Below are 25,395 nucleotides of genomic sequence, written 5' to 3' on the forward strand. Positions count from 1 at the left end.
TAAGGCGCGCATGGTAACGCATAAGTAAGTATAGGGGAACTAATTTCGATCAAGGTTTTGTTTATATTTCAGACTTGCCCCGGAGTGCAATTGCCAATATCCTTGGTTTGCCACTGTTTATAGGTAGAACTATGGAAACTGAGATAGAACTGAAGTTTTTCGTCTCACCAGAATTTTCGAGCCAGTTACTGAAAAAAATCGCTGAAGCGAAAGTTCTGCAGCAAAGTCGTCGCGAGTTAGGCAATGTCTACTTCGACACCCCAGACCAAATTCTTCGCCAGCACGATATCGGTCTTCGGATCCGTCGTTTTGATGATGTATTTGTCCAAACATTGAAGACTGCTGGTCGCGTGGTCGCCGGGCTGCACCAGCGCCCGGAATACAATGCCGAAACCAATAGCACCGAACCGGATCTTGCCTTGCATCCTGTTGATGCCTGGCCGGAAGGTTTCGAGGTCGAGCGCACCCAGCAGCAACTTGCCCCGCTTTTCTCTACAGATTTCGTCCGCCAGCAATGGTTGGTCGCGATGCCTGACGGCAGCCAGGTCGAATTGGCGTTTGACCAAGGCGAAGTGAGTGCCAATGGCCAAACAACGCCGATCTGCGAAGTGGAACTTGAATTGAAATCAGGCCAAACGGATGCCTTGTTTACCCTGGCCCGTGAGTTGTGCGCCGATGGCGGTATGCGCTTGGGTAACCTTAGCAAAGCCGCGCGGGGCTATCGCCTGGCTGCAGGCCACCAAGGTGATGAAGTCACCCAGCTTGAACCGGTCAAGCTAGACGGCCGCGAGTCGGTCGAAACGGTATTTGTCAAAACCCTCGAGCATGCATTGGGCCATTGGCATTACCACGAGCAGATCTTTGCAGAGCGCCAGGAGCCAAAAGCTCTGGTTCAAATTCAGCAAGCGCTGGGCTTGATCCGCCAAACTCTGGTCACTTTCGGCGGCATGATCCCGCGCCGGGCCAGTGCCCTGCTGCGACAGGAACTGCAGTGGCTGGAAGTAGAGCTGGACTGGCTCGGTGACGCCGCAGGCCTGGAGTATTTACTGGCAGAAAAAGGCCATGCGCTGAAAAAGCTCAACGCGCGCAAGCAACTGGTCAAACAGCTTGAAGCTGTCCAGTCGGAACTGCCTAGCGACAACGAAATGTTACTTCTGCTGAGCTCGGCACGTTACTGCGGCCTGCTGCTCAACTTAAGCCGCTGGATCTTGAGCCGGGGCTGGCAGCCTTTCCTTGACGACAAGTCCCAAGCACGCCTGGCCGAGCCGGTCAAAGGTTTTGCCGACAATATGCTGGGACGCTCGTGGCAGGAACTGCTGGATGTCTTCCCGGCCGAGCGCCAGCTAAACCGTGTTGACTACCTTGATCAGCAACCGCGCTTGCTTCGCAACCTGATGAGCGGCTTGAGCTTTGCCTCTTTATATGAAGAAGAAAAGCGCATGGCTTTCCGTATGCCGTGGCTGGACTTGCAGCAGGGAATTGAGGATCTGCGCCATCTTGAGCCTATCCGCCAATTGCTGGGCGAGCAGGAAGACGAAGAAGATCGCAGCCAGATTGAAAAATGGCTCCAGCGCAAGGAAGAGTCATTGATCCATGCGATGGATCAGACTCGCCAGATGGGTATCGAGCTGCTTCCGTACTGGCCATAAAACAATCGCGATACCATGACAACACCCGGCTTAGGCCGGGTGTTTTGCCATCAGGCATTGGAGTTTGTGCTTTTTCCTTCCAGCTTCTTTTCAATAAGCTCGAGTCGGTCTAGCAAGCGTTGCTGGTTGGCTAGCATCTCCTGCCACTCCCTTTCATGGCGGGCATCATCCTGCTCTTGTTTATGATCGGGATCGGAAATGATGGAGCTGACCAGGCCGGCCACCATACCGAACAAACCCACCCCGCAGACAATAATGGCCGCAGCGAGTATTTTCCCCATCACGGTCACCGGGTAATGGTCGCCGTAGCCGACAGTCGAAATGGTGACGAACACCCACCACAGGGCATCACTGGCATCTTTGATGTTGGACTCGGGGACATTGCCTTCGAGGATCAACATTAAGGCCGAGCCGACCGATACCAAGACCGTTAATAATAGAAAGATACTGGCGACGGTTGCTTCGCGGCGGTTGCTGCGGATCTGGTTGATCACCTGGTGGCTGGAGCGGATCAGGCGGATCACCCGGAAGATTTGCATCAGGCGGGCAAAGCGGATCTGCTCGATGATCGGGATACTGGCAATAAAGTCGAGCCAATGGGTCTTGAGGTAAGTGGCTTTCTCCTTGCTGCGGAAAAAGTCAGCCAATAGTTGGCACCAGAATACCAGGCAGATAAAAGTATCGATGCCCAGCAGCAGCAAGTAGCCGTTACTCTGCTTGGGCAGGAAGATCATGGTCGTGACGATGGTCAGGGAAACAAACGACAACACCAGGGACATTAGGCTCATCGGGTTGAGTTCATATTTGACGGGGTCGATCTTTTTCATCATTAAATTTTCTATGTTTACGGCCGATAGATAGAATGAGAGCTATTGTTTCGGTGCGAAAAATAAATAAGCGATCAAGCACCGGGTGACTATTTCCCCAGACATTACCGTAGGTCGAACTTGCTTTCTAAGCGGAGCCATTACTGGGGGTGGATTAAGCATATATGGAGATACCACATGACCAAAATGGTTTTCAAGCCATGGGAGCAAGGGCTAACGAATATCCGCTTGGTTCCCAAGTTGTTGCTGCTGATGGTGTTCAGTACCATCCTGCTGGTTGGCAAGCAACTCTGGGATGCCAGCACCTTCTATCAGTCCGTCGTTGAAATCCAGCAAGACAGAGCCAGGGAGCAGGCATTGGCAACAGCGGCCGTGATCCGGGCGCTGCCTTCGGCCAGTCAGCAAGATATTACCTTGGTAGAACAAGTCGTTGCTGCCCAGGCTGCTGCAATGAACAATAGTGCTTATGTCTACTTGGTGGAGCGGGGAAGTAATAAAGTAATCGGCCACCCAAGTGCCAGCGCGTTGTCTGAGCTTAGGGGAGATGTGGCTAATCAAGGCAGCCTTAACCGTGTCCTGCAGCAGTTGGCAGGCCAGGGCAGCCTGACTTTTGCCGACCTGTCCCGTTTTGAATATGCCGTCGAGCTTCCTCGATTGAACTGGGTGGTCGTTGCATCGCAGTCGGCCTCGGAGGCGGATGCTTACTACCAGCACTACCTGATCCAAGTCGCGTGGCAAACGGCCCTGATGATCATTGCCTTTGTGGTGATCTTGCTGGGCGGCTCCCATGTCATGCTACGCCAGACCCGATACCTGGCAGAGAGCATTAAACGATTGGCAGCCCGGGATCTAACCCAGCCAATCGTGATGGAGTGCCGTGATGAATACGGTGACCTGGCCAAAGAACTTGAGAAGACCCGTCTTCAGCTACGCGAGGTGATCAGCAACCAGCGTGATGCTGCCGGCGAGCTATCTGGTTTGGCTGAGGTCATGTCTATCAGCATGATCGAAACCAAGGAGTCGGCGCAGGAAGAATTCAACGAGATTGACCAGCTCGCGTCGGCGATGAGCGAGATGACCTCGACAGTCCAGACCGTTGCCGAGCACGCACGCGAGGCGTCGAGCGCTACGGAAGGGACATCGGGGCAGGCCGTCCAGGGCCAGCAGTTTGTGACCCAGACTATCGGTACTATCAACCAGCTATCGCAGGATATCAGCCAGTCAGCCAATGCTGTTAACCAGGTGGAGGAGCGGGTTGAGCAGATCGGCAGTGTGATTGTCACTATCCAGGGGATCTCCGAGCAGACTAACTTGCTGGCACTCAACGCCGCGATTGAAGCGGCCCGTGCTGGAGATGCCGGCAGGGGCTTTGCTGTGGTGGCGGACGAGGTGCGAAACCTTGCCCAGCGAACCCAGACCGCAACGGTTGAGATCCAGGAGATGATTTCCCAGTTGCAGACCAGTGCCCAGCAAGCAGTAGGCTTGATGGAGCAAAGCGTGGTCGAAGCCGCTGAAGGGGTGGATCTGGTGACCAGTGCTGGTGGCGAGTTGGATAAGATTGTTGAGCAGGTTAGCTTGATCAATGACATGAACTTCCAGATCGCATCGGCTGCCGAGCAGCAGAGCGCCGTCGCCGACGAGATGAACCAGAACCTGACCAATGTTCGTGAGCTGGTGGAAGCGTCAGTCGTAGTGGTGACCGAGCTGTCGGAAACATCGGATGCAATGCAGAACCATGCCACTGAATTAGAGCAGAAAATCCAAGCTTTCAACGTATAAATAAATCCACTTTTACCCTTAAATCAACGCCCGCCTCATGCGGGCGTTGTGCTATCGTAAGGGCAATCAATACCCAGCCGGCCAGTATGGTTTTGGTATTCATGGGTAGGTAAGACAACGGCATTTGAAAAGGAACCCCTATGACTGAGCAGGATCGCTTCCAAACCGCAATGGACAAGGCGTGGGAAAAAGTAAGCAGTGCCCAGCCCGATGCAATAGCTGGCTGGCCGCAGGACAAGCTTGGTGAACTCAGGCAGGCACTGGCCTACAGTGATTTTATTACTGCCTCGGTAGCTCGCGATGCGGCATTGCTGCCCTGGCTCGCACAGCATTTGGATGATCCGGCAAGGGCTGAAAATTACCGCACCGAGCTGGCTGGCGAGCTGGCGAAAGTGTTTGACGAAGCCGGGATGATGCGGGTGCTGCGTCAGTTCCGCCGCCGTGAAATGGTGTGGATTGCGTGGCGGGACTTTACCGGCCGCAACAGCCTGGATTTAAGCCTTGGCCACCTTTCAATGCTGGCGGAGGCGATGATCATGGAAGCCTACAACTGGCTCTATGCGCAATGCTGCCGGGAGTGGGGCACACCGATGAACAGTTGCGGCGAGGCCCAGCCGATGCTGATCCTCGGGATGGGCAAGCTCGGGGGCGGAGAACTCAACTTCTCGTCCGATATCGACTTGATCTTTACCTACCCGGAAAATGGTGAAACCCAAGGGGGGCGCCGCAGCCTGGCCAATGCCCAGTTCTTTACCCGTTTAGGCCAGCGTTTGATCAAGGCACTCGACCAGCAGACTTTTGATGGCTTCTGCTACCGGGTCGATATGCGCCTGCGCCCGTTCGGTGATAGCGGCCCGCTGGTGATGAGCTATGCCGCGCTGGAGGATTACTACCAGGAGCAAGGCCGTGACTGGGAGCGCTACGCCATGATCAAGGCGCGGGTAATGGGGAAAGAAAGCTTCTCCCAGTACCAAGAGCTGCGCCAGATGCTGCGGCCGTTCGTATTCCGCCGTTATATCGATTTCAGTGCCATCCAGGCATTGCGCCGGATGAAGGCGATGATCAGCAGTGAGGTACGCCGCCGCGGCCTGACCAATAACATCAAGCTTGGGCCCGGCGGGATCCGCGAAGTGGAGTTTATCGCCCAGTCATTCCAGTTGATCCGTGGCGGCCGAACCCCTGAATTGCGGGGGCGCGGTCTGCGCGAGACCCTTCAGGCGATAAGGATCCAAGGATTATTGCCCTCTCCGCAAGTTGATGACCTTGAGCAGGGTTATGCCTTTTTGCGCAAACTGGAAAACCTGCTGCAGGCGATAGATGACAAGCAAACTCAAACGCTGCCGGACAAACCGCTTGACCAGTGCCGGTTGGCATTGGCGATGGGCTTTGAGGGCTGGGAAGGGCTAGAGCTGGCTATTGGCCGCCATATGGCGGCCATCCATGCGGTGTTCGATGACATCATTGGCAGTGATGAAGAAGAGCCGCAAAGCGAAGCCACCGCCCAGTTCCACGAAATGTGGGCGATGATCAAAGATCCTGAAGTGGTGACCGCGATCCTCACAGAGCTCAATGCGCCTGAGGCTGACCGTCAGCTTTCAGTGTTGACTAACATGAAGGCCGAGCTATCGAAGCGCACCCTTGGCCCCCGTGGCCGGGAAGTGTTGGCCAAACTGATGCCCGCTGTGCTGATGCTGATTGTGACCCGAGATGATGCCCCAGCAGTACTGGAGCGGGTCAGCAAACTGATTGTCCGTATCGCAACCCGGACGACCTACCTCGAACTGCTCAGCGAGCACCCGGCGGCACTCGAGCAGTTGGTGCGCCTGTGTGCGGCCAGCCCGATGGTGGCCACCCAGCTGGCACAATACCCGATTTTGCTCGATGAACTGCTTGACCCCCAGCACCTCTACAACCCGACGCCGCTGGAGCACTATGGTGATGAGCTGCGCGAATTCCTTGCTCGGATCCCGGAAGAGGATATGGAGCAGCAGATGGAGGCGATCCGCCAGTTCAAGCAGACCCAGCTGCTACGCATCGCCGCGGCAGATATCGCCGGTGCACTGCCATTGATGAAGGTCAGCGATCACCTGACCTACCTATCCGAAGCCATTGTTGCCGCTGTGGTTAACCAGGCTTGGTTGCAGATGGCGGAAAAATACGGTGAGCCGACGCATTTGCTCGAGCGCAGCGGGCGTGGCTTTGCGGTCTTGGGCTACGGCAAGGTCGGTGGCTGGGAGCTCGGCTACGGATCCGATTTGGACTTGGTCTTCCTCCATGACTGCCCGGATAACGTCTACACCAATGGCCGTAAGGAAATAGACGGCAGGCAGTTCTACTTGCGCCTGGCCCAGCGCATCGTCCATTTGTTCTCAACCCGTACCGCGTCGGGTGTGCTGTATGAGGTGGATGTCCGCCTGCGCCCGTCAGGCGCTTCGGGGCTGTTGGTCAGCACCATGGAGGCATTTGCCGACTATCAGCAGAAAGAAGCCTGGACCTGGGAGCACCAGGCCTTGGTTCGCGCGAGGATGATTTATGGCGACGCCCCGTTGCAGCAGGCATTTGCCGGTGTGAGGCAGTCTATCCTGATGTCTGGTAGGGAGGCGGCACCGCTGCGCAAAGAGGTGGTCGATATGCGCCACAAGATGCGTGATCACCTCGGCAGCAAGAAGGCTGGGATGTTCGGCCTCAAGCAGGACAAAGGCGGGATCACCGACATTGAGTTTTTGGCCCAGTACTTGGTTTTGCAGCATGCGGCAGGAGAAAAGGCCCTGACCCGCTGGTCGGACAATGTCCGCTTGTTCGATACCATGGCTGATTACGATATCTTGGCGCCGGAACAAGCCATGCAGCTCAAGCAGGCCTACTGCGTGATGCGGGATGAAATCCATCGCCTGAGCTTACTCGGCCTTCCTGCCTATGTCGAAGAAGGCCGGTTTGCTGACGAGCGCCAGGCCGTGCAGGCAATCTGGCAGCAATTGCTGGAACCCGATGCGCACGACGCGTAAATTCGTCACTTAACCCAAGAGCGATGTGGCCGAAAACATCGCTCTTTGTGTTTGAATCACCGTTGAAATCCCCCGAGCAGATGCATGCTAATTTGGCTTTGTGTTAATATTTGGGGGTTAACACAATCCCGGAGAAAAAAATGAAACTGACTCTTCCTGATTATGATCAAGCAGGCGTGCTGGTCGTGGGTGATGTCATGCTGGATCGCTACTGGTATGGGCCGACCGGCCGTATTTCCCCTGAAGCCCCCGTTCCTGTAGTAAAAGTTGATCAGGTAGAGGAGCGTCCGGGTGGAGCGGCCAACGTAGCCATGAATATCGCGGCACTGGGCGGCCATGCCCGCCTGGTTGGCCTGACCGGTATTGACGAGCCTGCCCGTGCACTGTCGGAAAAGCTATCGTCGTTGGACGTACGCTGTGATTTTGTGACCTTGCCGGACTATCCGACCATCACCAAACTGCGCGTGATGAGCCGTGGCCAGCAGATGATCCGATTGGATTTTGAAGAAGGTTTTCATAATGTGCCGGCGGATGTGATTTTGCCCCGAATGGAGCAGGCGCTGGCATCAAGCAAAGTCGTTGTATTGTCGGATTATGCCAAGGGTGCCCTTGAGCATGTGCAGGCGATGATCCAGCTTTCCCGTAAGTCTGGTATTGCGGTGATGGTTGACCCTAAAGGGGCTGATTTCGAACGTTACCGCGGTGCCACGCTGCTGACGCCGAACTTGTCAGAGTTCGAAGCGGTAGCGGGTAAAACCCAGTCCGAAGAAGACTTGGTGGCTAAAGGCTTGGCATTGATCGAGCGCTTTGAGCTTGAAGCGCTGCTGGTGACCCGCAGCGAGCACGGTATGACCTTGCTGCAAAAAGGCCAGGAGCCTCTGCATATGCCGACCCAGGCCAAAGAGGTCTACGATGTGACCGGTGCCGGTGATACGGTGATTTCTGTACTGGCGGCCTCGCTGGCAGCGGGTAAATCGCTATCGGATTCCTGTAAGTTGGCCAATGCTGCTGCTGGTGTCGTGGTGGGTAAACTGGGTACCTCGACCTTGTCGACCATTGAACTGACCGAAGCCATCCACGGCAGCCAGGACAGCGGTTTTGGCGTGATCAGTGAAGCCCAGCTGAAACAAGCGGTTAAAGCAGCACGTGCTCGCGGCGAGAAAGTGGTGATGACTAACGGTTGTTTCGATATCTTGCATGCCGGCCATGTTGCCTACCTCAACGAGGCAGCCAAACTGGGTGACCGCTTGATTGTAGCGGTAAACTCCGACAGTTCGGTTCAGGCCCTTAAAGGCCCAGGCCGTCCGGTTAACCCTGAAGATCGCCGCATGGCGGTATTGGCAGGGCTAGGTGCGGTTGACTGGGTGGTGCCGTTTAGCGAAGAAACCCCGCAGCGCCTGATTAGCGAGATCTTGCCGACCTTGTTGGTCAAAGGTGGCGATTACAAGCCGGAAGAAATTGCCGGTGGACAGGAAGTGATTGCCGCTGGCGGCGAAGTCCGGGTGCTGAACTTTGAGGACGGTTGCTCGACCACTGAGATCATCGAAGCAATTAAAGGAGGACGGGGCTAAAAGGCCTTTCCTCTTGCCATAAATATAGACATAGACATTAAAAAAGCGCTGTCATTGCTGACGGCGCTTTTTTTATACGGCTTGCTTAAGCTTGGTGGCGATTACTTCGCTTTTACCAGGCCAGCATTGACGTCTAGGATATCTTGCTCGTTCAGTGAGCCAACAGCTTGTTTTAGCTGAAGCTGGCTGATGATGTAATCGTAGCGGGCATTGGCCAGCTGGCGGTTGGCATCATACAGGCGGCGGGTCGCATCGAGTACGTCAACAATGGTACGGGTACCGACATCGAAACCGGCTTCGGTCGCTTCAAGCGCTGACTGGGCAGAAACCACTGACTGCTGGTAAGCGCGAAGGGCACCGATAGAGGCATTGATGTTGTTGTAGAATGCGCGGACGTCACGGACAACGCTGCGGTAAGAGCCTTCTAGATCTTCACTTGCCGCCACATAACCAAACTGAGCCTGTTTCACTTCAGAGGTCACACGACCACCGGTGTAAACAGGTAGCGCAAGGTTGATACCTGCAGTTAGCGTACCGTCATCCGTCGAAGCCTGCTTGTCATCGTAGTCATAGCCAGCGTTGAACGACAGGGTTGGCAAATGGCCGGATTCTGCCAGGGCGATTTGGTCGCGGGCGATATCCTGTGAGATACGAGAAGTCAGCAGGCTGAGGTTCTCTGTCTCAGCATCTGTAATCAGGCTCTCAACACGAGATTGAGGGGCGCTGGCACTGAAGCGTCGGGTATCCAGAATGCTCAGGTCTGTGTGCTCTTGGCCTGTGATTTCACGTAGCCCTTCATAGCTGTTGGTTAGTGAGTTTTCTGCCAGGATTTCATCAGCCAGTACGGTGTCGTACTGAGCCTGGGCATCATGAACGTCAGTGATCGCTGACAGACCCACTTCAAATCGTTGTTTAGTTTGCTCTAGCTGGCGGCCAACGGCGGCTTTTTCGGCACGGACAAATTCTAGGTCATCCATTGCACGCAGTACCGCAAAGTAGGCGTCAGCAACACGCAGGATCAGGCCTTGTTGAGTGGTGGCATAGAATGCATCACTCTGACGGGCAACTTTCTCGGTGATATCTAGGTTTACCCAGCTGGTGCGGTTGTAGATCGATTGGTCAAGGCTCAGGCCGCCATTGAAGCCATCGAGATCACCATCCATTCGAGCGATGTTATAGCCAGCTGTTAGATTAATTTGTGGTAGCAATGCGCTTCGGGCTGAATTGATCGTTTCGAACGCAGTGTCTTTATCGGCAGCCGCACGTAGCAGCTGAGGGTCATTTTGTTTTGCTTGTTGGTAGATTTCGGCGAGATCATCAGCCAGTGCAGTATGGCTAAGACCGCCAAGCGCAAAGCTAACAAAAAGCGGAAGCAATTTTTTCATGTATGCCTTTCCTGGTCCTGACAAAAATAAGAGCAAGGCTCCAGTTTAACCTATGTTTCCTTGCCTGAAACTGATCATTGAACAATTTACTTTATTTTACGATATTTTACTGGATTAAATGTGATTTTAAGCTTTTCGTGGCGAAAAGCGACTTAAAAAAAATCACAATAATTGTCATAAATGTTGAATTAAATCATTGCCGTTCCTTAGCGGGAATGGAATGATATACGCCTTCGTCGGCCGGAGGCCGTGTCAGTAAGGGCTAAAGGAATAAAAACATGGCAAAAGCAGGCGCTAAGCAAGTCGGTCCTGGACAGTTTTCTCGCGACGACGTTGAGGTCATCGCACAGGAGCCTTTGTACCAAGGTTTTTTTCGTATGGTGAAGTACCGTTTTCGCCATCGCCTGTTTGCCGGTGGCTGGAGCCAGCCGCTGGACCGAGAGATGTTTGAGCGCGGCCATGCTGCCGCAATGTTGCCTTATGATCCCGCCACCGATCAGGTGGTGCTGGTCGAACAGTTCCGGGTTGGTGCGATGGCTGCTGATTGTTCGCCATGGCAGCTGGAGATTGTGGCCGGCATCATTGAGCCCGGTGAGCAGGCGGATGGTGTCGTCCGCCGCGAGTCAGTGGAAGAGGCGGGCGTTGAAGTCGGCCAGCTCCATAAAATTACCCGCTACCTGTCCAGTTCGGGCGGCTGCTCGGAGACATTGGATATTTTTGTCGGTGAGGTCGATAGCACCACGGCAGAAGGTATCCATGGTCTGGAAGAGGAAGGCGAAGATATCAAAGTGCATGTGGTTTCTCGAGAAGAGGCTTACCAGTGGGTAGAATCTGGTAAAATTGAGAATGCAGCCTCGATCATTGCCCTGCAATGGTTGCAATTGAACTACACTCGGTTGCAAGCTGCTCGTTAGATAACCACACTCACTGAGGATACCGATTGAATAGAAGATACACTGTTGATTTTGCTGGTATCATGCGACTTTACGAAACCAACTATGCGAAGTTGCTCCCATTGCTGCCAAAAAGCGATCAGGTAGGGGACCATTGCATTTATTGTGTTTCGGAACAGGAATATCATCTGACCATTACTGAGTCGACCCGTTATACCACAGTGGTTGAAATACATCTCAAGGCAGAAAACACACTGCCTGATTACCTGATCCCGAAAATGACGATCAGGTTGTACCACGATGCCAGGGTCGCAGAAGTGTGTTCCGCTCAGCAGACTTCGCGTCTGAAGCCAAGGTATGATTACCCCAATATGCGGATGCATCAGAAAGATGAGAAGCATCAAGTTAACCGTTTTCTGGGAGACTGGTTGGCGTATTGCCTAAAAAACGGGATCAGCAGACAGTCGGTTTGTTAACAGAATCAGATAGACAAGGTTTTTGACGTTTTGCAGACTTTTACTCTGCCACAGACGAACCGCGATAGTGTGGTTCTCCTGCAAATTACCGATACCCACCTGTTTGCCGACGATGGCGGCAGTTTGTTGGGGGTCGCGACAAAAGACAGCTTTCATGCCGTGCTGGATGCGGTAGATGCCGCTGCGCGCCCTTTTGACGCCATTGTGGCGACGGGTGACATTTCCCAAGACCATACCAAACATTCTTACCAGCGCTTTTGCGATGGTATTGCACGTTGGCCGCAGCCATGTTTCTGGCTGCCGGGCAACCATGACTATCAGCCAAGCATGCAGGCGGTGTTGCCGTCGCCGCAGATCAAGCCTTGCCACCAAGTGATGGCCGGTGACCATTGGCAGGTGATCCTGCTTGATAGCCAGGTCAAAGGGGTACCGCACGGTGAGTTGAGCCAAGAACAGATCGAGATGCTAGATGAGGCGCTGTCGGCTCATCCTGAGCGCCATGCACTGGTATTGCTGCACCACCATCCGCTGCCAGCCGGCAGTACTTGGCTGGATCAGCATAAGCTCCACAACAGCGAGCCGTTCTGGCAGGTTCTTGGCCGTTACCCACAGGTCAAGGCGATCCTGTGTGGCCATATTCACCAGGAACTGGATCGGATCCACCAAGATGTCAGGGTGCTTGCCACCCCGTCCACTTGTATCCAGTTCCAGCCTGATTCTCATGACTTTGCCTTGGATCAGAAAGGCCCGGGCTGGCGTTATCTGACATTGCACAGTGATGGACGCCTTGAAACAAAGGTCTATCGCTTGGAAGGCCATGACTTTACCCCGAATTTTGAATCAGCAGGTTACTAGATGAAGCCGTTGCTATTGTATATCCACGGTTTTAACAGCTCGCCGAAATCCCTCAAGGCAACGAATATGGCGGAATACTGCCGTCTTGAGCGACCGGATATCCGGGTCGAAATCCCGCAGATGCCCTGCTATCCTAATCAGGCTGAAGTGTTTATTGATGAGCTGGTGCAATCATTGCGTCATGAATACCAGATAGGCTTGGTCGGCAGCTCGCTGGGGGGCTTTATCTCCACTTGGCTCAATGACCGCTATCAGCTTCCTGCGGTATTGGTTAATCCAGCAGTTAAACCTTACGAATTATTGCAGGATTACCTGGGTGAGCAGGAAAACCCTTATACCGGGGAGCGCTATTTCCTAGAGCCCAAACATATGGATGAACTGCGCCAGATGGATGTGGCCAAACTCCGCCACCCCGAGCAGCTATGGTTGCTCCAACAAGAAGGTGACGAGGTACTGGATTACCGCCAGGCTGTCGAGAAATACTCGGCCTGCCGGCAAACGGTTGAACCCGAAGGGGATCATAGTTTTGTCGGATTTGATCGTTATCCTGAGCAAATCATTCAATTCCTGGGCTTGTAATACCTACCGAGCACCTGTTGCTTGAGAGGAATTTGTCCCGACTTGGATCAAATTCGACTCACATTTGTGGGCCCCATTTTCGACCCTAGCTTGACAACCGAGCTGGGGTTACTGACTATTGTGGCAGAAATTTTTCCGTAACTTTCCGTAATTATGACAGAGCAAAGCTATAACGCTGGAGCCATTGAGGTTCTAAATGGCCTTGAGCCAGTACGCCGCCGTCCGGGGATGTATACCGACACGGTACGGCCAAACCACCTTGGCCAGGAAGTCATCGATAACAGTGTCGATGAAGCCTTGGCAGGCCACGCCCGCAAGGTAGAGGTCATTCTTCATGCGGATCAGTCACTGGAGGTGATTGATGACGGCCGGGGGATGCCGGTAGATATCCACCCGGAAGAAGGGGTATCTGGGGTAGAGCTTATCCTATGTAAGCTCCACGCCGGTGGTAAATTCTCAGGTAAAAACTACCAGTTCTCCGGTGGTTTGCACGGGGTGGGGATTTCGGTGGTTAACGCCCTGTCGACCCGCGTCGAGGTCACGGTGAAACGTGATGGCCAGGTTTACCAGATTGCTTTTGAAAATGGTGACAAGGTCAGCGAGTTGGAAGTCATCGGCACCTGTGGCCGCCGCGCCAAGGGAACCAGTGTCCATTTCTGGCCTGATGCCAAATACTTCGACAGCCCGAAATTTTCTGTCTCCCGCCTGAAAAGCAACCTCAAGGCCAAAGCGGTGCTTTGCCCGGGGTTGGAAATTGTCTTTACCGATAAAACCAGCGATGAAACCTTCCGCTGGTGTTACGAAGACGGTTTGAAGGATTACCTGGCCGAGGGCGTCAAGGGCTATACCCTGTTGCCGGAAGAGCCGTTTACCGGTGTATTCAGTGGTCAGACTGAAGCCGCTGACTGGGCATTGCTATGGCTGCCGGAAGGCGGTGAGCTGATCACCGAAAGTTACGTTAACCTGATCCCTACTGCGCAGGGCGGTACCCACGTCAACGGTTTGCGTCAGGGTTTGCTCGATGCAATGCGGGAATTCTGTGAGTTCCGTAACCTGCTGCCGCGGGGCGTGAAGCTGACTGCCGATGATATCTGGGACCGCTGTGCCTATGTGCTGTCGGTGAAGATGCAGGATCCGCAATTTGCCGGCCAGACCAAAGAGCGCCTGTCATCACGCCAGTGCGCCGCGTTTGTTTCCGGTGTGGTCAAAGATGCCTTCAGCCTTTGGCTGAACGAGCGCCCGCAGATCGCCGAACAACTGGCGGAAGTGTGTATTGCCAATGCCCACCGCCGTATGCGTGCCAGCAAGAAAGTGGTGCGCAAGAAGGTCGCCTCAGGCCCGGCACTTCCGGGTAAGCTGGCTGACTGTTCGCAGCAGGACTTGTCCCGTACCGAACTGTTCTTGGTCGAGGGTGACTCGGCGGGTGGCTCTGCCAAGCAGGCCCGTGACCGTGAGTTCCAGGCTATCATGCCGCTGCGTGGTAAGATCCTGAATACCTGGGAAGTTTCTGCCGATCAGGTACTGGCTTCGCAGGAAGTCCATGATATTTCGGTGGCCTTGGGTATCGACCCGGACAGTGATGACTTGAGCGGTTTGCGCTACGGCAAGATCTGCGTCCTGGCCGATGCTGACTCGGATGGTCTGCATATTGCCACCCTGCTGTGCGCACTCTTTGTCCGTCACTTCGAATCTCTGGTGCGTGCTGGTCACGTCTATATTGCGATGCCGCCGCTGTACCGTATCGACCTTGGCAAGGAAGTTTACTATGCCCTGGACGATGCCGAGAAAGACGGCATTCTCGATCGCTTGAGCAACAAACGCGGTAAGGTCAATGTCCAGCGCTTTAAAGGTCTGGGTGAGATGAACCCGCTGCAGTTGCGCGAAACCACCATGGATCCGAATACCCGCCGCCTGGTTCAGCTGACTATCGACGACGATGAGCAGACCAACGAAATGATGGATATGCTGCTGGGCAAGAAGCGTGCGGAAGACCGCCGCCACTGGCTGCAGAGCAAAGGCGACATGGCCGAAGTGTAATTGATTGGACGGGCTGGTAAACACATCTACCAGCCTTCCCTACCTGATGATTTGATAGTCCGTGCCTAATGTGCCCGGGCTGGGAACGTAAACGGAATACCCAACGATGACTGATGTCTCAATGGATGGCGTTGAACAGCTTCCGCTGCGGAAGTTTACCGAAGACGCCTATCTCAATTACTCCATGTACGTGATCATGGACCGTGCCTTGCCGTTTATCGGTGATGGCCTTAAGCCGGTACAGCGCCGCATCATCTATGCGATGTCTGAGCTAGGCCTGTCGGCAACCGCGAAATACAAGAAGTCGGCGCGTACTGTCGGTGATGTTCTGGGTAAATACCACCCGCACGGTGACTCGGCGTGTTACGAAGCCATGGTATTGATGGCGCAGCCATTTTCTTACCGCTACCCGCTGGTTGACGGCCAGGGTAACTGGGGTGCACCGGATGATCCGAAATCTTTCGCGGCGATGCGTTATACCGAATCGCGCCTGTCGCGCTTCTCGGAAGTACTGCTTAATGAACTAGGCCAAGGCACCGTTGACTGGGGCCTGAACTTTGATGGCACCATGAAAGAGCCGAAGATGCTGCCTGCGCGCCTGCCGCATATCCTGCTTAATGGTGTAACGGGTATTGCCGTTGGTATGGCCACCGATATCCCGCCGCACAATGCCCGTGAAGTGGCCAATGCGGCAGTGCATCTTATCGAGAACCCGAAGGCAGAACTTGATGAGGTGATGGAATTCGTTCAGGGGCCGGATTACCCGACCGAAGCGGAGATCATCACGTCGAAGACAGATCTGAAGAAGGTCTACCGAACAGGTCGCGGCAGTATCAAGATGCGTGCGGTGTGGCACAAGGAAAGCGGTGATATTGTGATTACGGCGCTGCCACACCAAGTGTCGGGCTCTAAGCTGCTTGAGCAGATCGCCAGCCAGATGCGCGCCAAGAAGCTGCCGATGGTCGAAGACTTGCGTGACGAGTCGGATCACGAGAACCCGACCCGTATCGTGATTGTACCGCGCTCTAATCGTGTTGACAGCGAGCAGTTGATGAACCACCTGTTTGCATCTACCGACTTGGAAAAAAGCTTCCGCGTCAACCTTAACATGCTGGGGCTTGATGGCCGTCCGCAGGTTAAGGGGCTGGTGCAGATCATCTCGGAGTGGCTTGAATTCCGTCGTACTACCGTACGCCGCCGCTTGCAGCACCGCTTGGACAAGGTCAATGCCCGTTTGCATATCCTTGAGGGCTTGCTGGCTGCTTACCTCAATATTGATGAGGTTATCGAGATCATCCGTACTGAAGATGACCCGAAAGCCGAGCTGATGTCGCGTTTCGGCCTGTCCGCTATCCAGGCGGATGCAATCTTGGAAATCAAGCTTCGCCAACTGGCCAAGCTGGAAGAGATTAAGATCCGTGGCGAGCAGGATGAGCTGTCGAAAGAGCGCGATCATCTAGAGAAGCTACTGGGTTCAGAGCGTCGCCTGAGCACCTTGATCAAGAAAGAGATTTTGGCTGATGCCGAGAAGTACGGTGATGACCGTCGCTCGCCATTGGTAGAGCGTGAAGAAGCCAAGGCACTGACCGAGCGAGAGCTTATCCCATCGGAAGCGATCACCGTTGTATTGTCTGAGAAAGGCTGGATCCGCCATGCCAAGGGCCATGAGGTTGACCCGACATCCCTGAGCTATAAGTCAGGGGACGGCTACCAGGCCCATGCCCGCGGCAAGAGCAACCAGCCTGCGATTTTTCTTGGTTCGGATGGCCGCAGCTATGCGCTTGAATCCCATAGCTTGCCATCAGCCCGTAGCCAAGGCGAGCCTGTCACTGGCCGCTTGAACCTAACCCCGGGAAGCCACGTCCGTCAGGTGATGATGGCCGAGGATGACCAGCTATGGTTGATGGGCTCGGATGCCGGCTACGGTTTCATCTGTAAGTGCAGCGATATGTTCTCGAAGAACAAGAACGGCAAAGCCTTGTTGACGGTACCTGAGAATGCGGCAGTGATGCCGCCGCAGTGCATTGCTGATCTGGAAAATGATGAGATCCTGGCCATCACCAATGAGGGGCGGATGTTGCTGTTCCCAATCAAGGAATTGCCGCAGCTGGGCAAAGGCAAGGGTAACAAGATCATCAATATCCCGGCTGCCCGCTCGAAAGCACGGGAAGAGTTCCTGTCGCAGCTGGTGGTATTGCCAAAAGGCAGTCACTTGACCTTGCATGCCGGTAAGCGCAAGCTTGGCCTTAAGCCGGCCGACCTGGATAACTTCCGGGGTGAGCGTGGCCGTCGTGGCAGTATGCTTCCTCGCGGCCTGCAGCGGGTGACGGCGCTTGAAATCGACGCCCCGCAAGTGCCCGACGCTGAATAATTTCGGCAAATGACGCCAAATCAAGCCCTCCTGATGGAGGGCTTTTTATTGGGTTTTTCCGGCAGTTCGGGGCAGGAAGAGGTAGGATGTGGTCTAATTTCTGCACATAAAAGATGTTTTTTCCCGCAGCCCAAGTATACTAGCGAACGCTTGTACGCTGAGGAGAGTCTGATGTTGTTTCTATTGCGCATGATTGCTGTCGCAGTATTTGCTGTGTTCATGTTTGTATTTGGCTGTGGCTACTGTTTGCTCAGCCCTCGTAACCCCAAGAATGTATATATCGTTGGTCGCCATTTCTGCAAAATGGCACGTATCTTCGGCATTAAGCTGGAGCTTCGTTTCCCTGAGGGTGAGCAGCCCGTTCCAAGCGTATACCTAGCGAACCACCAGAATAACTATGATATGTTCACGGTGTCGGGAGCGATTCAGCCTCGAACTGTTACCGTGGGCAAGAAAAGCATTGCCTGGATGCCGCTGTTCGGCCAATTGTATTGGCTAACCGGGAATATCTTGATTGACCGTGCCAACCGCAGCAAGGCGGTGGGGACCATTGGCCAGGTGATTGAGCAAATCAAAGAGCGTAATGTCTCTATATGGATGTTCCCGGAAGGTACCCGTTCGCGCGGACGTGGTTTGCTGCCGTTCAAAACGGGCGCTTTTCATGCTGCGATCGGTGCTGGTGTACCGGTTGTGCCGATTGTGTGTAGTAGCACGGAAAATGTTAAACTGAACAAGTGGGATAACGGTGTGGTGATCGTTGAAATGTTACCACCTGTACCAGTAGATGGGCTGACCAAAGAAGATGTCCGTCAGTTGTCGAATCAGTGTCGTGATCTGATGGCGGCGAAATTGGAAGAGCTCAATGCAGAAGCGGACAGCCGCTCAGCACGTTAATTAACCAGCTCTCTTGCCATTGTGTGAATGATTAAGGACATGCCACAGCGTGTCCTTTTTGTTTTTGTGTAGTTGAAGAACCATGATTGAAGAACAGGTTATATTAGTCGATCCGCAGGGCAGGGAGCTTGGCGTAGAAGAAAAAATGCAGGCTCACCGGGACGGTGTACTGCACTTGGCCTTTTCGGTCCTGCTCTACCGTGACAGCGGCAGCGAGCGGGAGTTCCTGATGCACCAGCGCGCCTTGGGCAAGTACCATAGCGGTGGGCTGTGGACCAATACCTGTTGTTCGCACCCGCGCCAAGGGGAAACCATGGAGCAGGCGGGGATCCGGCGACTGGGTGAGGAAATGGGGATCGCTGATGTCCATGCCTTGTCAGATATCGCCAATTTTGTTTACCGCGCCGAGCTGGACAACGGCTTGGTTGAGCACGAGCTTGATCATGTCTTGGTCGCAGAGGTTGCCAATATCGCGATTACGCCTAATCCGGATGAAGTGCTGGCCTATCGCTGGTGGACGCAGAGCGAACTGCAGGCAGCATTGGCTCAGGAGCCAAGGCGCTTTACCGCTTGGTTTCCGCAGGTGCTGGCACTGGCCTTGGCTAACGCCTGACAGGCAAAAACAAAAAAAGCTGCCAGAGGCAGCTTTTTTTGTGCAGCGAGCCGAGAGGCAATTACTTGCGAACGGCGATCGCTTCGATTTCAATTTTTACGTCTTTTGGCAGGCGAGCAACTTCAACGCATGAGCGTGCTGGGTATGGCGCATTGTGCTCATCGAAGAACTTGCCGTATACCTCGTTAACCGTGCCGAAATCGTTAAGGTCTTTGACGAAAACTGTCATTTTAACGATGTCAGCCACTTTCAGGCCAGAGGACTCAACAACAGCCTTAACGTTTTCTAGCGACTGGCGAGCCTGCTCAGCGATATCGTCAGACACTTCACCGGTTTGCGGGTTGACAGGGATCTGGCCTGAAGTCAGAACCATGTTACCTAGATCAACACCCTGTACATAAGGGCCGATTGCAGCTGGAGCTTGTTCTGTGTGAAGTACTTGAGTCATTACTTGTCCTTACTTAATTATGTTAGGTCACCGTTAGAGGCCTAGTTTGCAACCCAATGGCGGAGAGGTCAAAGAGTTTCAGGCAGGCTGGGCAAAAAGACAGCACAGAGACGCTTAGGCTGGGATCCCGAGCCTTGCCTTAACCACTTTCTCGCATTCATCAATGCGGGCGATGTCTTTCGGTGCCACCATCACGGTGTCATTGCCACCGACGGTACCGAGGATCTCGGCATGTGGCTGGATATCGATAAGCCTGGCGACCAGCTGGGCTCCGCCCGGGTGGGTTTTGACGACCACGACCAGCTGGTTGTGGGTGATGAACTCAATCTGGGAGGCGATCGATGAGCCGACTTGTACCGGTTCGCTCTCTACGGTCAGGCAGTAGACCTTCTTGCCATAGGCGTTGGGCACTTTCGCCACGCCCAGCCTGGAGAGCAGGCGGGACACGGTCGATTGGCTCACATCTTCAAACCCCATTGCGATAAGCTGCTTTCGAATATCATCCTGGGTTGAAAAGCTCTGTTGCTGCAATAACCGCTTGCAGGCGGAAGTCATGCTTTCCTCGGTGCAGAAAGCGTCTATCGCTCCGTGCATACTGTATCCACTCACGGGCAACTCCTTGTTATTCTGTTGGGTCTTTGATCGTATCTTGTAGGCAGTCCCCGCTGTGGCTAATCGTTTGTGAAGTCTGTGCTTCTTTACCGTGCGGGTAATGGGCTGCTCGCTGACAAAGATAATGCCTTGGTTGCATAATCTTGCATTGGCATCATATCAACAATGTCAGTGAAATTTATTGACCCCTATCACCAAAATAAAATGCCAACTATTTGGTTAGAATGAGGAATTATATCCCGACCTATCCAATAGGGTCCGAGGATTTAACTTGGAGCCTGGCTTGGACTGGTTAGCTGCCACACCGTCATTTTCCTCTGGTATATTCAGGCCAGACATAGTACTTGGCATATAAGTGTTGTACTGGGTGGCCGGCCGCAGAGTACCTTGTTGCGCAGAGCTGCCCGGCACTACAGCAGTGTTGCTGGCAACCTGGAGCGCTTCGCTGCCCGGCCGGTTGAGTTTAGTGACATAGTCGGACACCTTGATGCCGGCAAGCTCGGGGCTGGCCGATTGGACTGTAATTCCAAGCGCATCAAGCCAGTCGAAGATCAAGGGAGAGGGCACAAACTGGCTGTACCGGGTTGCCGGCTTCAAGTTTTGCAGATCTTCCGGGTTGTTGACGATAGCGACCGTGATCCCAGCGATTTCGCCCTCTTCGTTGAATACCGGGCCACCGCTCATGCCCGACATGACGGGGGCGTCACTGAGGGAGTAGAGGCAGTCGGTATTGGTATCGACCACGTCTTGGAGGTATTTCCCTTCGCCGCTGACCGTTGTCCCGACCAGCGAGTGGCCATGGTGGATGACGTTTTGCTCTGGGTAGATCAAGCCCCAAGTCGGTTGGGCATTTGACTGGCGGGGGATCAGGGCGAGATCACAGGCCGGGTGGTAAATGACTCCTGCATCCCAGGACAGTTGGGCGACATGCTTCGCCGTTATCATATAATTATCATTAACGGGGACGGCTGAGCCAAAACCGCCCATTAGCATAGGTACACCGATCACCACCATTTCATTGGCGGAGTGCTGGTAGGTCTGTTGGACTGGACCGTTGCTGGTGACACAGCCGGACAGGGTGAGAGTTGCTAGAAGGATACAGCAGGGACGGGCAAGCTCTGGCCTGCAAGCCACTATCTTTTGCGCAATTTTTCTCATTTCACTAGCCTTATTTTTTATTGTTGTTTTTGTCCGGCACGCGGGGCCGGAAACTTAAAGGTAGTGAGGGGCTGGCAATCTATCGTTGCCGGAAATGAGAATAAAAAAGCCTGCTCAAAGATGAGCAGGCTTTCTTTTTCCTAGGGCAGGAAATGTCGCTAATGAGACATTTTTTCAGTCTGTTAGCTAAGCTTATCGCAGTTTGATTAGTGGTTTTCGGTCACGATTTCGCGTGAGAACACCTTCTCGCAGTACTTACACTTGAGCTGGATATCTTCTTTCTTGGTAATGACCTTGAAGCTGCTGTCGACCGGCTCGCCATGTGAAATACAGTTGGTGTTCGGGCATTTGAACACGGCATTGATTTGCTCTGGCAAGGTCAGGTTTAGCTTCTTCACCACTTCGTAGTTTTCGATTTGGTTAACTGTCGCCTGTGGTGCGTACAGGGCCAGCTGGCTTGCCTGCTCTTCGCTGATGAAGATGTTTTCAATCTTGATCAGGTCTTTCGCACCCAGTGCCGAAGACGGCAGGTTCAGGCCAACCGTCACGCGCTGGTTAGTTTTGTGCATCTTGAACAGCTTCAGTACCTTGAAGCCAATGTTTGCAGGAATGTGGTCGATCACTGAGCCGTTTTTGATTGCTTCGACCTGTAGTTGTGTTTCCTTCGCCATTATATTCTCTCCTGCTTAGATTTCTTCGTTAAGGACCAGTGCCAATAGGGCTTCACGTGCGTACACACCGTTTTCTGCTTGCTGGAAGAAGTAAGCATGCTTGGTCTTGTCGACATCTGTGGTGATTTCGTCAATGCGTGGTAGCGGGTGCAGTACTTTCAGGTTGTCGCGGGCTTCGGCCAGCATTGATGCAGTTAGGATGTAAGCGGCCTTCATGTGGGCGTACTCCGACTCGTCGAAGCGCTCCTTCTGGACGCGGGTCATGTACAGGATGTCCAGCTCAGGGATCACCTCTTCCATCGCGCTGTGCAGGCTGTAGCTGATGCCGGCTTCGTCCAGCTCTTCGCAGATGTAGTCAGGCATCGCCAACACTTCTGGGGCGATGAAGAAGAACTTCACGTTGTTGAACTTGGCTAGCGCTTGGGTCAGGGAGTGAACCGTGCGGCCGTATTTCAGATCACCGACGAAGGCAACATTCAGGTTGTCCAGCGTGCCCTGGGTTTCGTAGATGGTGAACAGGTCCAGCAGAGTCTGGGTTGGGTGTTGGTTGGCACCGTCACCACCGTTGATGATAGGTACGCCGTTGGAGAACTCAGAGGCAAGGCGGGCTGCGCCTTCCTGTGGGTGGCGCATGACGAAGGCATCAACATAGGACGTAATGACCTGTACCGAGTCGGACAGGGTCTCGCCTTTCTTCGCCAGTGAAGTATTACCACCGTTGTCAAAACCAATTACGGTACCGCCCAGGCGCTGGATAGCCGTCTCGAAAGACAGGCGGGTACGGGTAGATGGCTCGAAGAAACAGCTTGCAACAACCTTGTTCTTCAGAAGTTCAGGGTTCGGCTCGGCTTTCAGTTTGCCAGCCGTCTCGACAACTAGCTCAAGCTCACTACGGCTCAGTTCCGGAATGGAAATGATGTGCTTTTGAAACAGCGAATTCGCCATGGCTTCTCTTCCCTTTTAATTACGATGATGAACGACAGGTGCCGGCTGGTGTGGACAGCAGGCAAAAAAAAGCCCCCTTAAAAAAGGAGGCTCTTTTTACAAAAACAGGAAAAACAAAAAACGGCGCTTCCGCCGAAAATCGGCGAAGGGTCATCAGGTTTAGCTGAAAAGACGGGCGCATTTTTTATCTCTCTCTAGACAAATTGCGAAGGATTATACCCCCATTTTCAGCGAACGCAAGCGTTTGCCTAAAGTATTCATTTAGCGGAATTTTATGCAATTTTCGGCGGCATTTTACGGGCTAGGAATGGCATTCTAACCCTGTGAACTGTAAGGGCTTGTTTTTGAACGAAGAGAGCTCGGGTAGCGGATTGGCAGGCATAAAAATACCGGCCCGAAGGCCGGTATGGGTTTGAGAGTTGTTACACTCAAGAGAGTCGATTACTGACCCAGTGTGGCGACCATCACAGCTTTGATGGTGTGCATACGGTTCTCTGCTTCGTCGAATACGATAGAGTAGTCAGACTCAACCACTTCATCAGTTACTTCACAGCCTTGTGCCAGTACTGGGTATTCTGCTGCTAGCTGCTTACCAACAGTTGTGTCTTCACCGTGGAAGGCTGGTAGGCAGTGCATAAATTTAACGTGTGGGTTGCCAGTGGCTTTGATCATGTCCATGTTGACCTGGTAAGGCAGCATTAGGTTGATACGCTCAGCCCATGCTTCTTTCGCTTCACCCATAGATACCCAAACGTCAGTGTATAGGAAGTCTACGCCTTCAACGCCTTCTTGTACGTCTTCGGTCATAGTGATTTTCGCGCCAGTGGTCTCTGCGATTTCACGGCACTGAGCAACAAGTGCTTCTTCAGGCCAGAACTGCTTAGGTGCCACTAGGCGGATGTCCATACCCATTTTCGCTGCGCCAACCATTAGGGAGTTACCCATGTTGTTGCGCGCATCGCCTAGGTAGGCAAATTTCATTTCGTGTAGCTGCTTGCCACGGCCGTGCTCCATCATAGTCAGGAAGTCAGCCAGGATTTGAGTTGGGTGGAATTCGTCAGTCAGGCCGTTCCATACTGGTACGCCAGCGTAAGCGCCTAGCTCTTCAACGATTTCCTGACCGAAACCGCGGTACTCGATGCCGTCATACATGCGACCAAGAACGCGGGCGGTGTCTTTCATTGATTCTTTGTGGCCGATTTGAGAGCCAGATGGGCCAAGGTAAGAAACTTGTGCGCCCTGGTCGAATGCTGCTACTTCAAATGCACAGCGTGTACGAGTCGATGTTTTCTCGAAGATCAGTGCGATGTTCTTGCCAGTTAGGCGAGGCTGCTCGTAACCGTTGTACTTCGCTTTTTTCAGCTCAGCAGATAGCTCTAGCAGGTGCTGGATTTCACGTGGAGTGAAGTCTAGAAGTTTTAGGAAGTTACGGTTGCGAAGGTTAAAAGCCATGATGTTATCCTCTCTGAATCTGTATCTCTCTGTCCGGGGAAGGGCTGGGTTGTAATGGTTGCCCCGCCGCCGGAAGCTATTATGTATTGTTTAACGTATTATTTGTGTTTTGTGAATAAATATTCTTTTATTCTGCAATAATATTTGTGCCGGCTTCACCTTTTAGGATGGCTAGGCCATCTGCAAGGGCGCCGATACCAACCAGCTTGCCGCCTTTTTTGATGAACTCGCATGAGGCATCGATTTTTGGCCCCATGGAGCCAGCATCGAAAGCGTACTGAGCCAGCTCGCGCGGGTTGGTGCTGCGCAGTGCTTTCTGGGTTGGTTTACCCCAGTCAAGGTAAACCGCATCGGCATCGGTCAGGATCAGCAGGGCATCGGCATCAAGCTGCTGGGCAAGGTATGCCGCAGACATGTCTTTGTCGATAACTGCTTCTACACCAACCAATTTGCCATTTTCTTTTTTCACCGGAATACCGCCGCCGCCGGTACAGATCACTAGGTGCTCTTGTTTGATCAGGGTGGTGATCGCATCGCTTTCAACAATCCCGGTTGGAAGCGGGCTAGGTACGACGCGGCGGAAGTACTGGCCGTCAGGCTTGACAGTCCAGTGGTATTTCTCAGCCATTTCGCGGGCTTCGGCTTCTTCGTAGACCGGGCCGATAGGCTTGGTTGGATCTGCAAAGGCAGGATCATTCGGGTCTACGGTCATTTGGGTTAGCATGCAGGAAACGTCTTGCTCCGGCAGTAGGTTTTTCAGCTCCTGCATCAGCATGTAGCCAATCATGCCCTGGGTTTCTGAGCCCAGTACGTCCAATGGGTATGGGTTAACCTTTTTGTATTCCAACCCTTGCAGGGCTAGCAGGCCAACCTGTGGGCCGTTGCCGTGTACCAGAACCACATTGTATTCTTTGCCAATTTCCGCAATGGTTTGGGCTGCCTGGGCAATGTTCTGGCGTTGGATATCAGCTTCGAGTGGCTCGCCGCGGCGAAGCAGGGCATTGCCGCCCAGTGCCACTACAACAGTTTGTTTGGTCATGTGATCGTCTCTCTTGATGTACTCTCAGTGTTATTGTGTTTTGTTTGGCTTTTCGCCTAAATGGATTCTGAGAGGTCTTGCTGCTGTGTGGCCGGTGCCGAGCACCGGCCGTCAGGTTTGGCTAAGTGCCTTGGTA

Annotated in this window: 21 protein-coding genes; 12 read left to right on the top strand and 9 right to left on the bottom strand. The window is 53.6% G+C overall.

Annotation, left to right across the window (positions count from 1 at the left end):
- Window positions 1-131 precede the first annotated feature (131 nt).
- Window positions 132-1,649, top strand: a complete 1,518-nt coding sequence (locus ACXAGQ_RS08775) for a CYTH and CHAD domain-containing protein (RefSeq protein WP_475253305.1) — start codon at window positions 132-134, stop codon at window positions 1,647-1,649.
- 50 nt (window positions 1,650-1,699) lie between these two features.
- Here the strand turns inward: ACXAGQ_RS08775 and ACXAGQ_RS08780 are convergent, their stop codons facing one another.
- Window positions 1,700-2,476, bottom strand: coding sequence for a potassium channel family protein (locus tag ACXAGQ_RS08780; protein WP_475254706.1), 777 nt, complete (start codon window positions 2,474-2,476; stop codon window positions 1,700-1,702).
- Window positions 2,477-2,653: 177 nt separating this feature from the next.
- Here ACXAGQ_RS08780 and ACXAGQ_RS08785 point away from each other — a divergent pair, with 177 nt between their 5' ends.
- From ACXAGQ_RS08785 to hldE, 3 genes are all read left to right on the top strand, one after another.
- Complete coding sequence (locus ACXAGQ_RS08785; protein ID WP_475253307.1) at window positions 2,654-4,255, top strand: methyl-accepting chemotaxis protein; 1,602 nt, start codon at window positions 2,654-2,656, stop codon at window positions 4,253-4,255.
- A gap of 140 nt (window positions 4,256-4,395) precedes the next feature.
- Window positions 4,396-7,260, top strand: a complete 2,865-nt coding sequence (gene glnE / locus ACXAGQ_RS08790) for a bifunctional [glutamate--ammonia ligase]-adenylyl-L-tyrosine phosphorylase/[glutamate--ammonia-ligase] adenylyltransferase (protein ID WP_475253309.1) — start codon at window positions 4,396-4,398, stop codon at window positions 7,258-7,260.
- 140 nt (window positions 7,261-7,400) lie between these two features.
- Complete coding sequence (hldE, locus tag ACXAGQ_RS08795; RefSeq protein WP_475253311.1) at window positions 7,401-8,831, top strand: bifunctional D-glycero-beta-D-manno-heptose-7-phosphate kinase/D-glycero-beta-D-manno-heptose 1-phosphate adenylyltransferase HldE; 1,431 nt, start codon at window positions 7,401-7,403, stop codon at window positions 8,829-8,831.
- A gap of 101 nt (window positions 8,832-8,932) precedes the next feature.
- On the opposite strand, the gene tolC is transcribed toward hldE, so the two are convergent.
- Complete coding sequence (tolC, locus tag ACXAGQ_RS08800) at window positions 8,933-10,216, bottom strand: outer membrane channel protein TolC (RefSeq protein WP_475253313.1); 1,284 nt, start codon at window positions 10,214-10,216, stop codon at window positions 8,933-8,935.
- A 278-nt stretch (window positions 10,217-10,494) separates the two neighbouring features.
- Between tolC and nudF the strand changes: the two genes are divergently transcribed.
- From nudF to idi, 8 genes are all read left to right on the top strand, one after another.
- Window positions 10,495-11,130, top strand: coding sequence for an ADP-ribose diphosphatase (gene nudF, locus ACXAGQ_RS08805; protein WP_475253315.1), 636 nt, complete (start codon window positions 10,495-10,497; stop codon window positions 11,128-11,130).
- Between the two features lie 26 nt (window positions 11,131-11,156).
- The gene (locus ACXAGQ_RS08810) at window positions 11,157-11,585 is read left to right on the top strand and encodes a DUF1249 family protein (RefSeq protein ID WP_475253317.1); all 429 of its coding nucleotides are present in this window, start codon (window positions 11,157-11,159) and stop codon (window positions 11,583-11,585) included.
- Between the two features lie 30 nt (window positions 11,586-11,615).
- Complete coding sequence (cpdA, locus tag ACXAGQ_RS08815) at window positions 11,616-12,440, top strand: 3',5'-cyclic-AMP phosphodiesterase (RefSeq protein WP_475253319.1); 825 nt, start codon at window positions 11,616-11,618, stop codon at window positions 12,438-12,440.
- The gene (gene yqiA / locus ACXAGQ_RS08820) at window positions 12,441-13,019 is read left to right on the top strand and encodes an esterase YqiA (protein WP_475253321.1); all 579 of its coding nucleotides are present in this window, start codon (window positions 12,441-12,443) and stop codon (window positions 13,017-13,019) included.
- 153 nt (window positions 13,020-13,172) lie between these two features.
- Entirely contained in the window at window positions 13,173-15,056 is a 1,884-nt protein-coding gene (gene parE, locus ACXAGQ_RS08825) for a DNA topoisomerase IV subunit B (RefSeq protein WP_475253323.1), read from the top strand.
- 106 nt (window positions 15,057-15,162) lie between these two features.
- The gene (gene parC, locus ACXAGQ_RS08830) at window positions 15,163-17,427 is read left to right on the top strand and encodes a DNA topoisomerase IV subunit A (RefSeq protein ID WP_475253325.1); all 2,265 of its coding nucleotides are present in this window, start codon (window positions 15,163-15,165) and stop codon (window positions 17,425-17,427) included.
- A 171-nt stretch (window positions 17,428-17,598) separates the two neighbouring features.
- Window positions 17,599-18,321, top strand: coding sequence for a 1-acylglycerol-3-phosphate O-acyltransferase (locus ACXAGQ_RS08835; RefSeq protein ID WP_475242903.1), 723 nt, complete (start codon window positions 17,599-17,601; stop codon window positions 18,319-18,321).
- An 82-nt stretch (window positions 18,322-18,403) separates the two neighbouring features.
- Window positions 18,404-18,934 (top strand): isopentenyl-diphosphate Delta-isomerase, encoded by a 531-nt coding sequence (gene idi / locus ACXAGQ_RS08840; RefSeq protein WP_475253327.1) that lies wholly within the window; start codon window positions 18,404-18,406, stop codon window positions 18,932-18,934.
- A gap of 61 nt (window positions 18,935-18,995) precedes the next feature.
- Here the strand turns inward: idi and ACXAGQ_RS08845 are convergent, their stop codons facing one another.
- The 7 genes from ACXAGQ_RS08845 to arcC form a co-directional block, all read right to left on the bottom strand.
- Window positions 18,996-19,382, bottom strand: coding sequence for a RidA family protein (locus tag ACXAGQ_RS08845; protein ID WP_039456204.1), 387 nt, complete (start codon window positions 19,380-19,382; stop codon window positions 18,996-18,998).
- Between the two features lie 114 nt (window positions 19,383-19,496).
- Window positions 19,497-19,976: an arginine repressor gene (locus ACXAGQ_RS08850; protein ID WP_475254707.1), complete on the bottom strand. Its 480-nt coding sequence runs from the start codon at window positions 19,974-19,976 to the stop codon at window positions 19,497-19,499.
- A gap of 237 nt (window positions 19,977-20,213) precedes the next feature.
- Window positions 20,214-21,152 (bottom strand): serine protease family protein, encoded by a 939-nt coding sequence (locus tag ACXAGQ_RS08855; RefSeq protein WP_475253329.1) that lies wholly within the window; start codon window positions 21,150-21,152, stop codon window positions 20,214-20,216.
- 206 nt (window positions 21,153-21,358) lie between these two features.
- Window positions 21,359-21,823: an aspartate carbamoyltransferase regulatory subunit gene (gene pyrI / locus ACXAGQ_RS08860; protein ID WP_107299569.1), complete on the bottom strand. Its 465-nt coding sequence runs from the start codon at window positions 21,821-21,823 to the stop codon at window positions 21,359-21,361.
- Window positions 21,824-21,838: 15 nt separating this feature from the next.
- Window positions 21,839-22,768, bottom strand: a complete 930-nt coding sequence (gene pyrB / locus ACXAGQ_RS08865; protein ID WP_475253331.1) for an aspartate carbamoyltransferase — start codon at window positions 22,766-22,768, stop codon at window positions 21,839-21,841.
- 441 nt (window positions 22,769-23,209) lie between these two features.
- Window positions 23,210-24,220, bottom strand: coding sequence for an ornithine carbamoyltransferase (locus ACXAGQ_RS08870; protein ID WP_107299567.1), 1,011 nt, complete (start codon window positions 24,218-24,220; stop codon window positions 23,210-23,212).
- A 127-nt stretch (window positions 24,221-24,347) separates the two neighbouring features.
- A complete protein-coding gene (gene arcC / locus ACXAGQ_RS08875) occupies window positions 24,348-25,259 on the bottom strand; it encodes a carbamate kinase (protein WP_475253333.1) in 912 nt (303 codons plus the stop codon).
- Window positions 25,260-25,395: the final 136 nt, after the last annotated feature.

This window comes from Photobacterium sp. ABD4_091, from assembly GCF_056160145.1.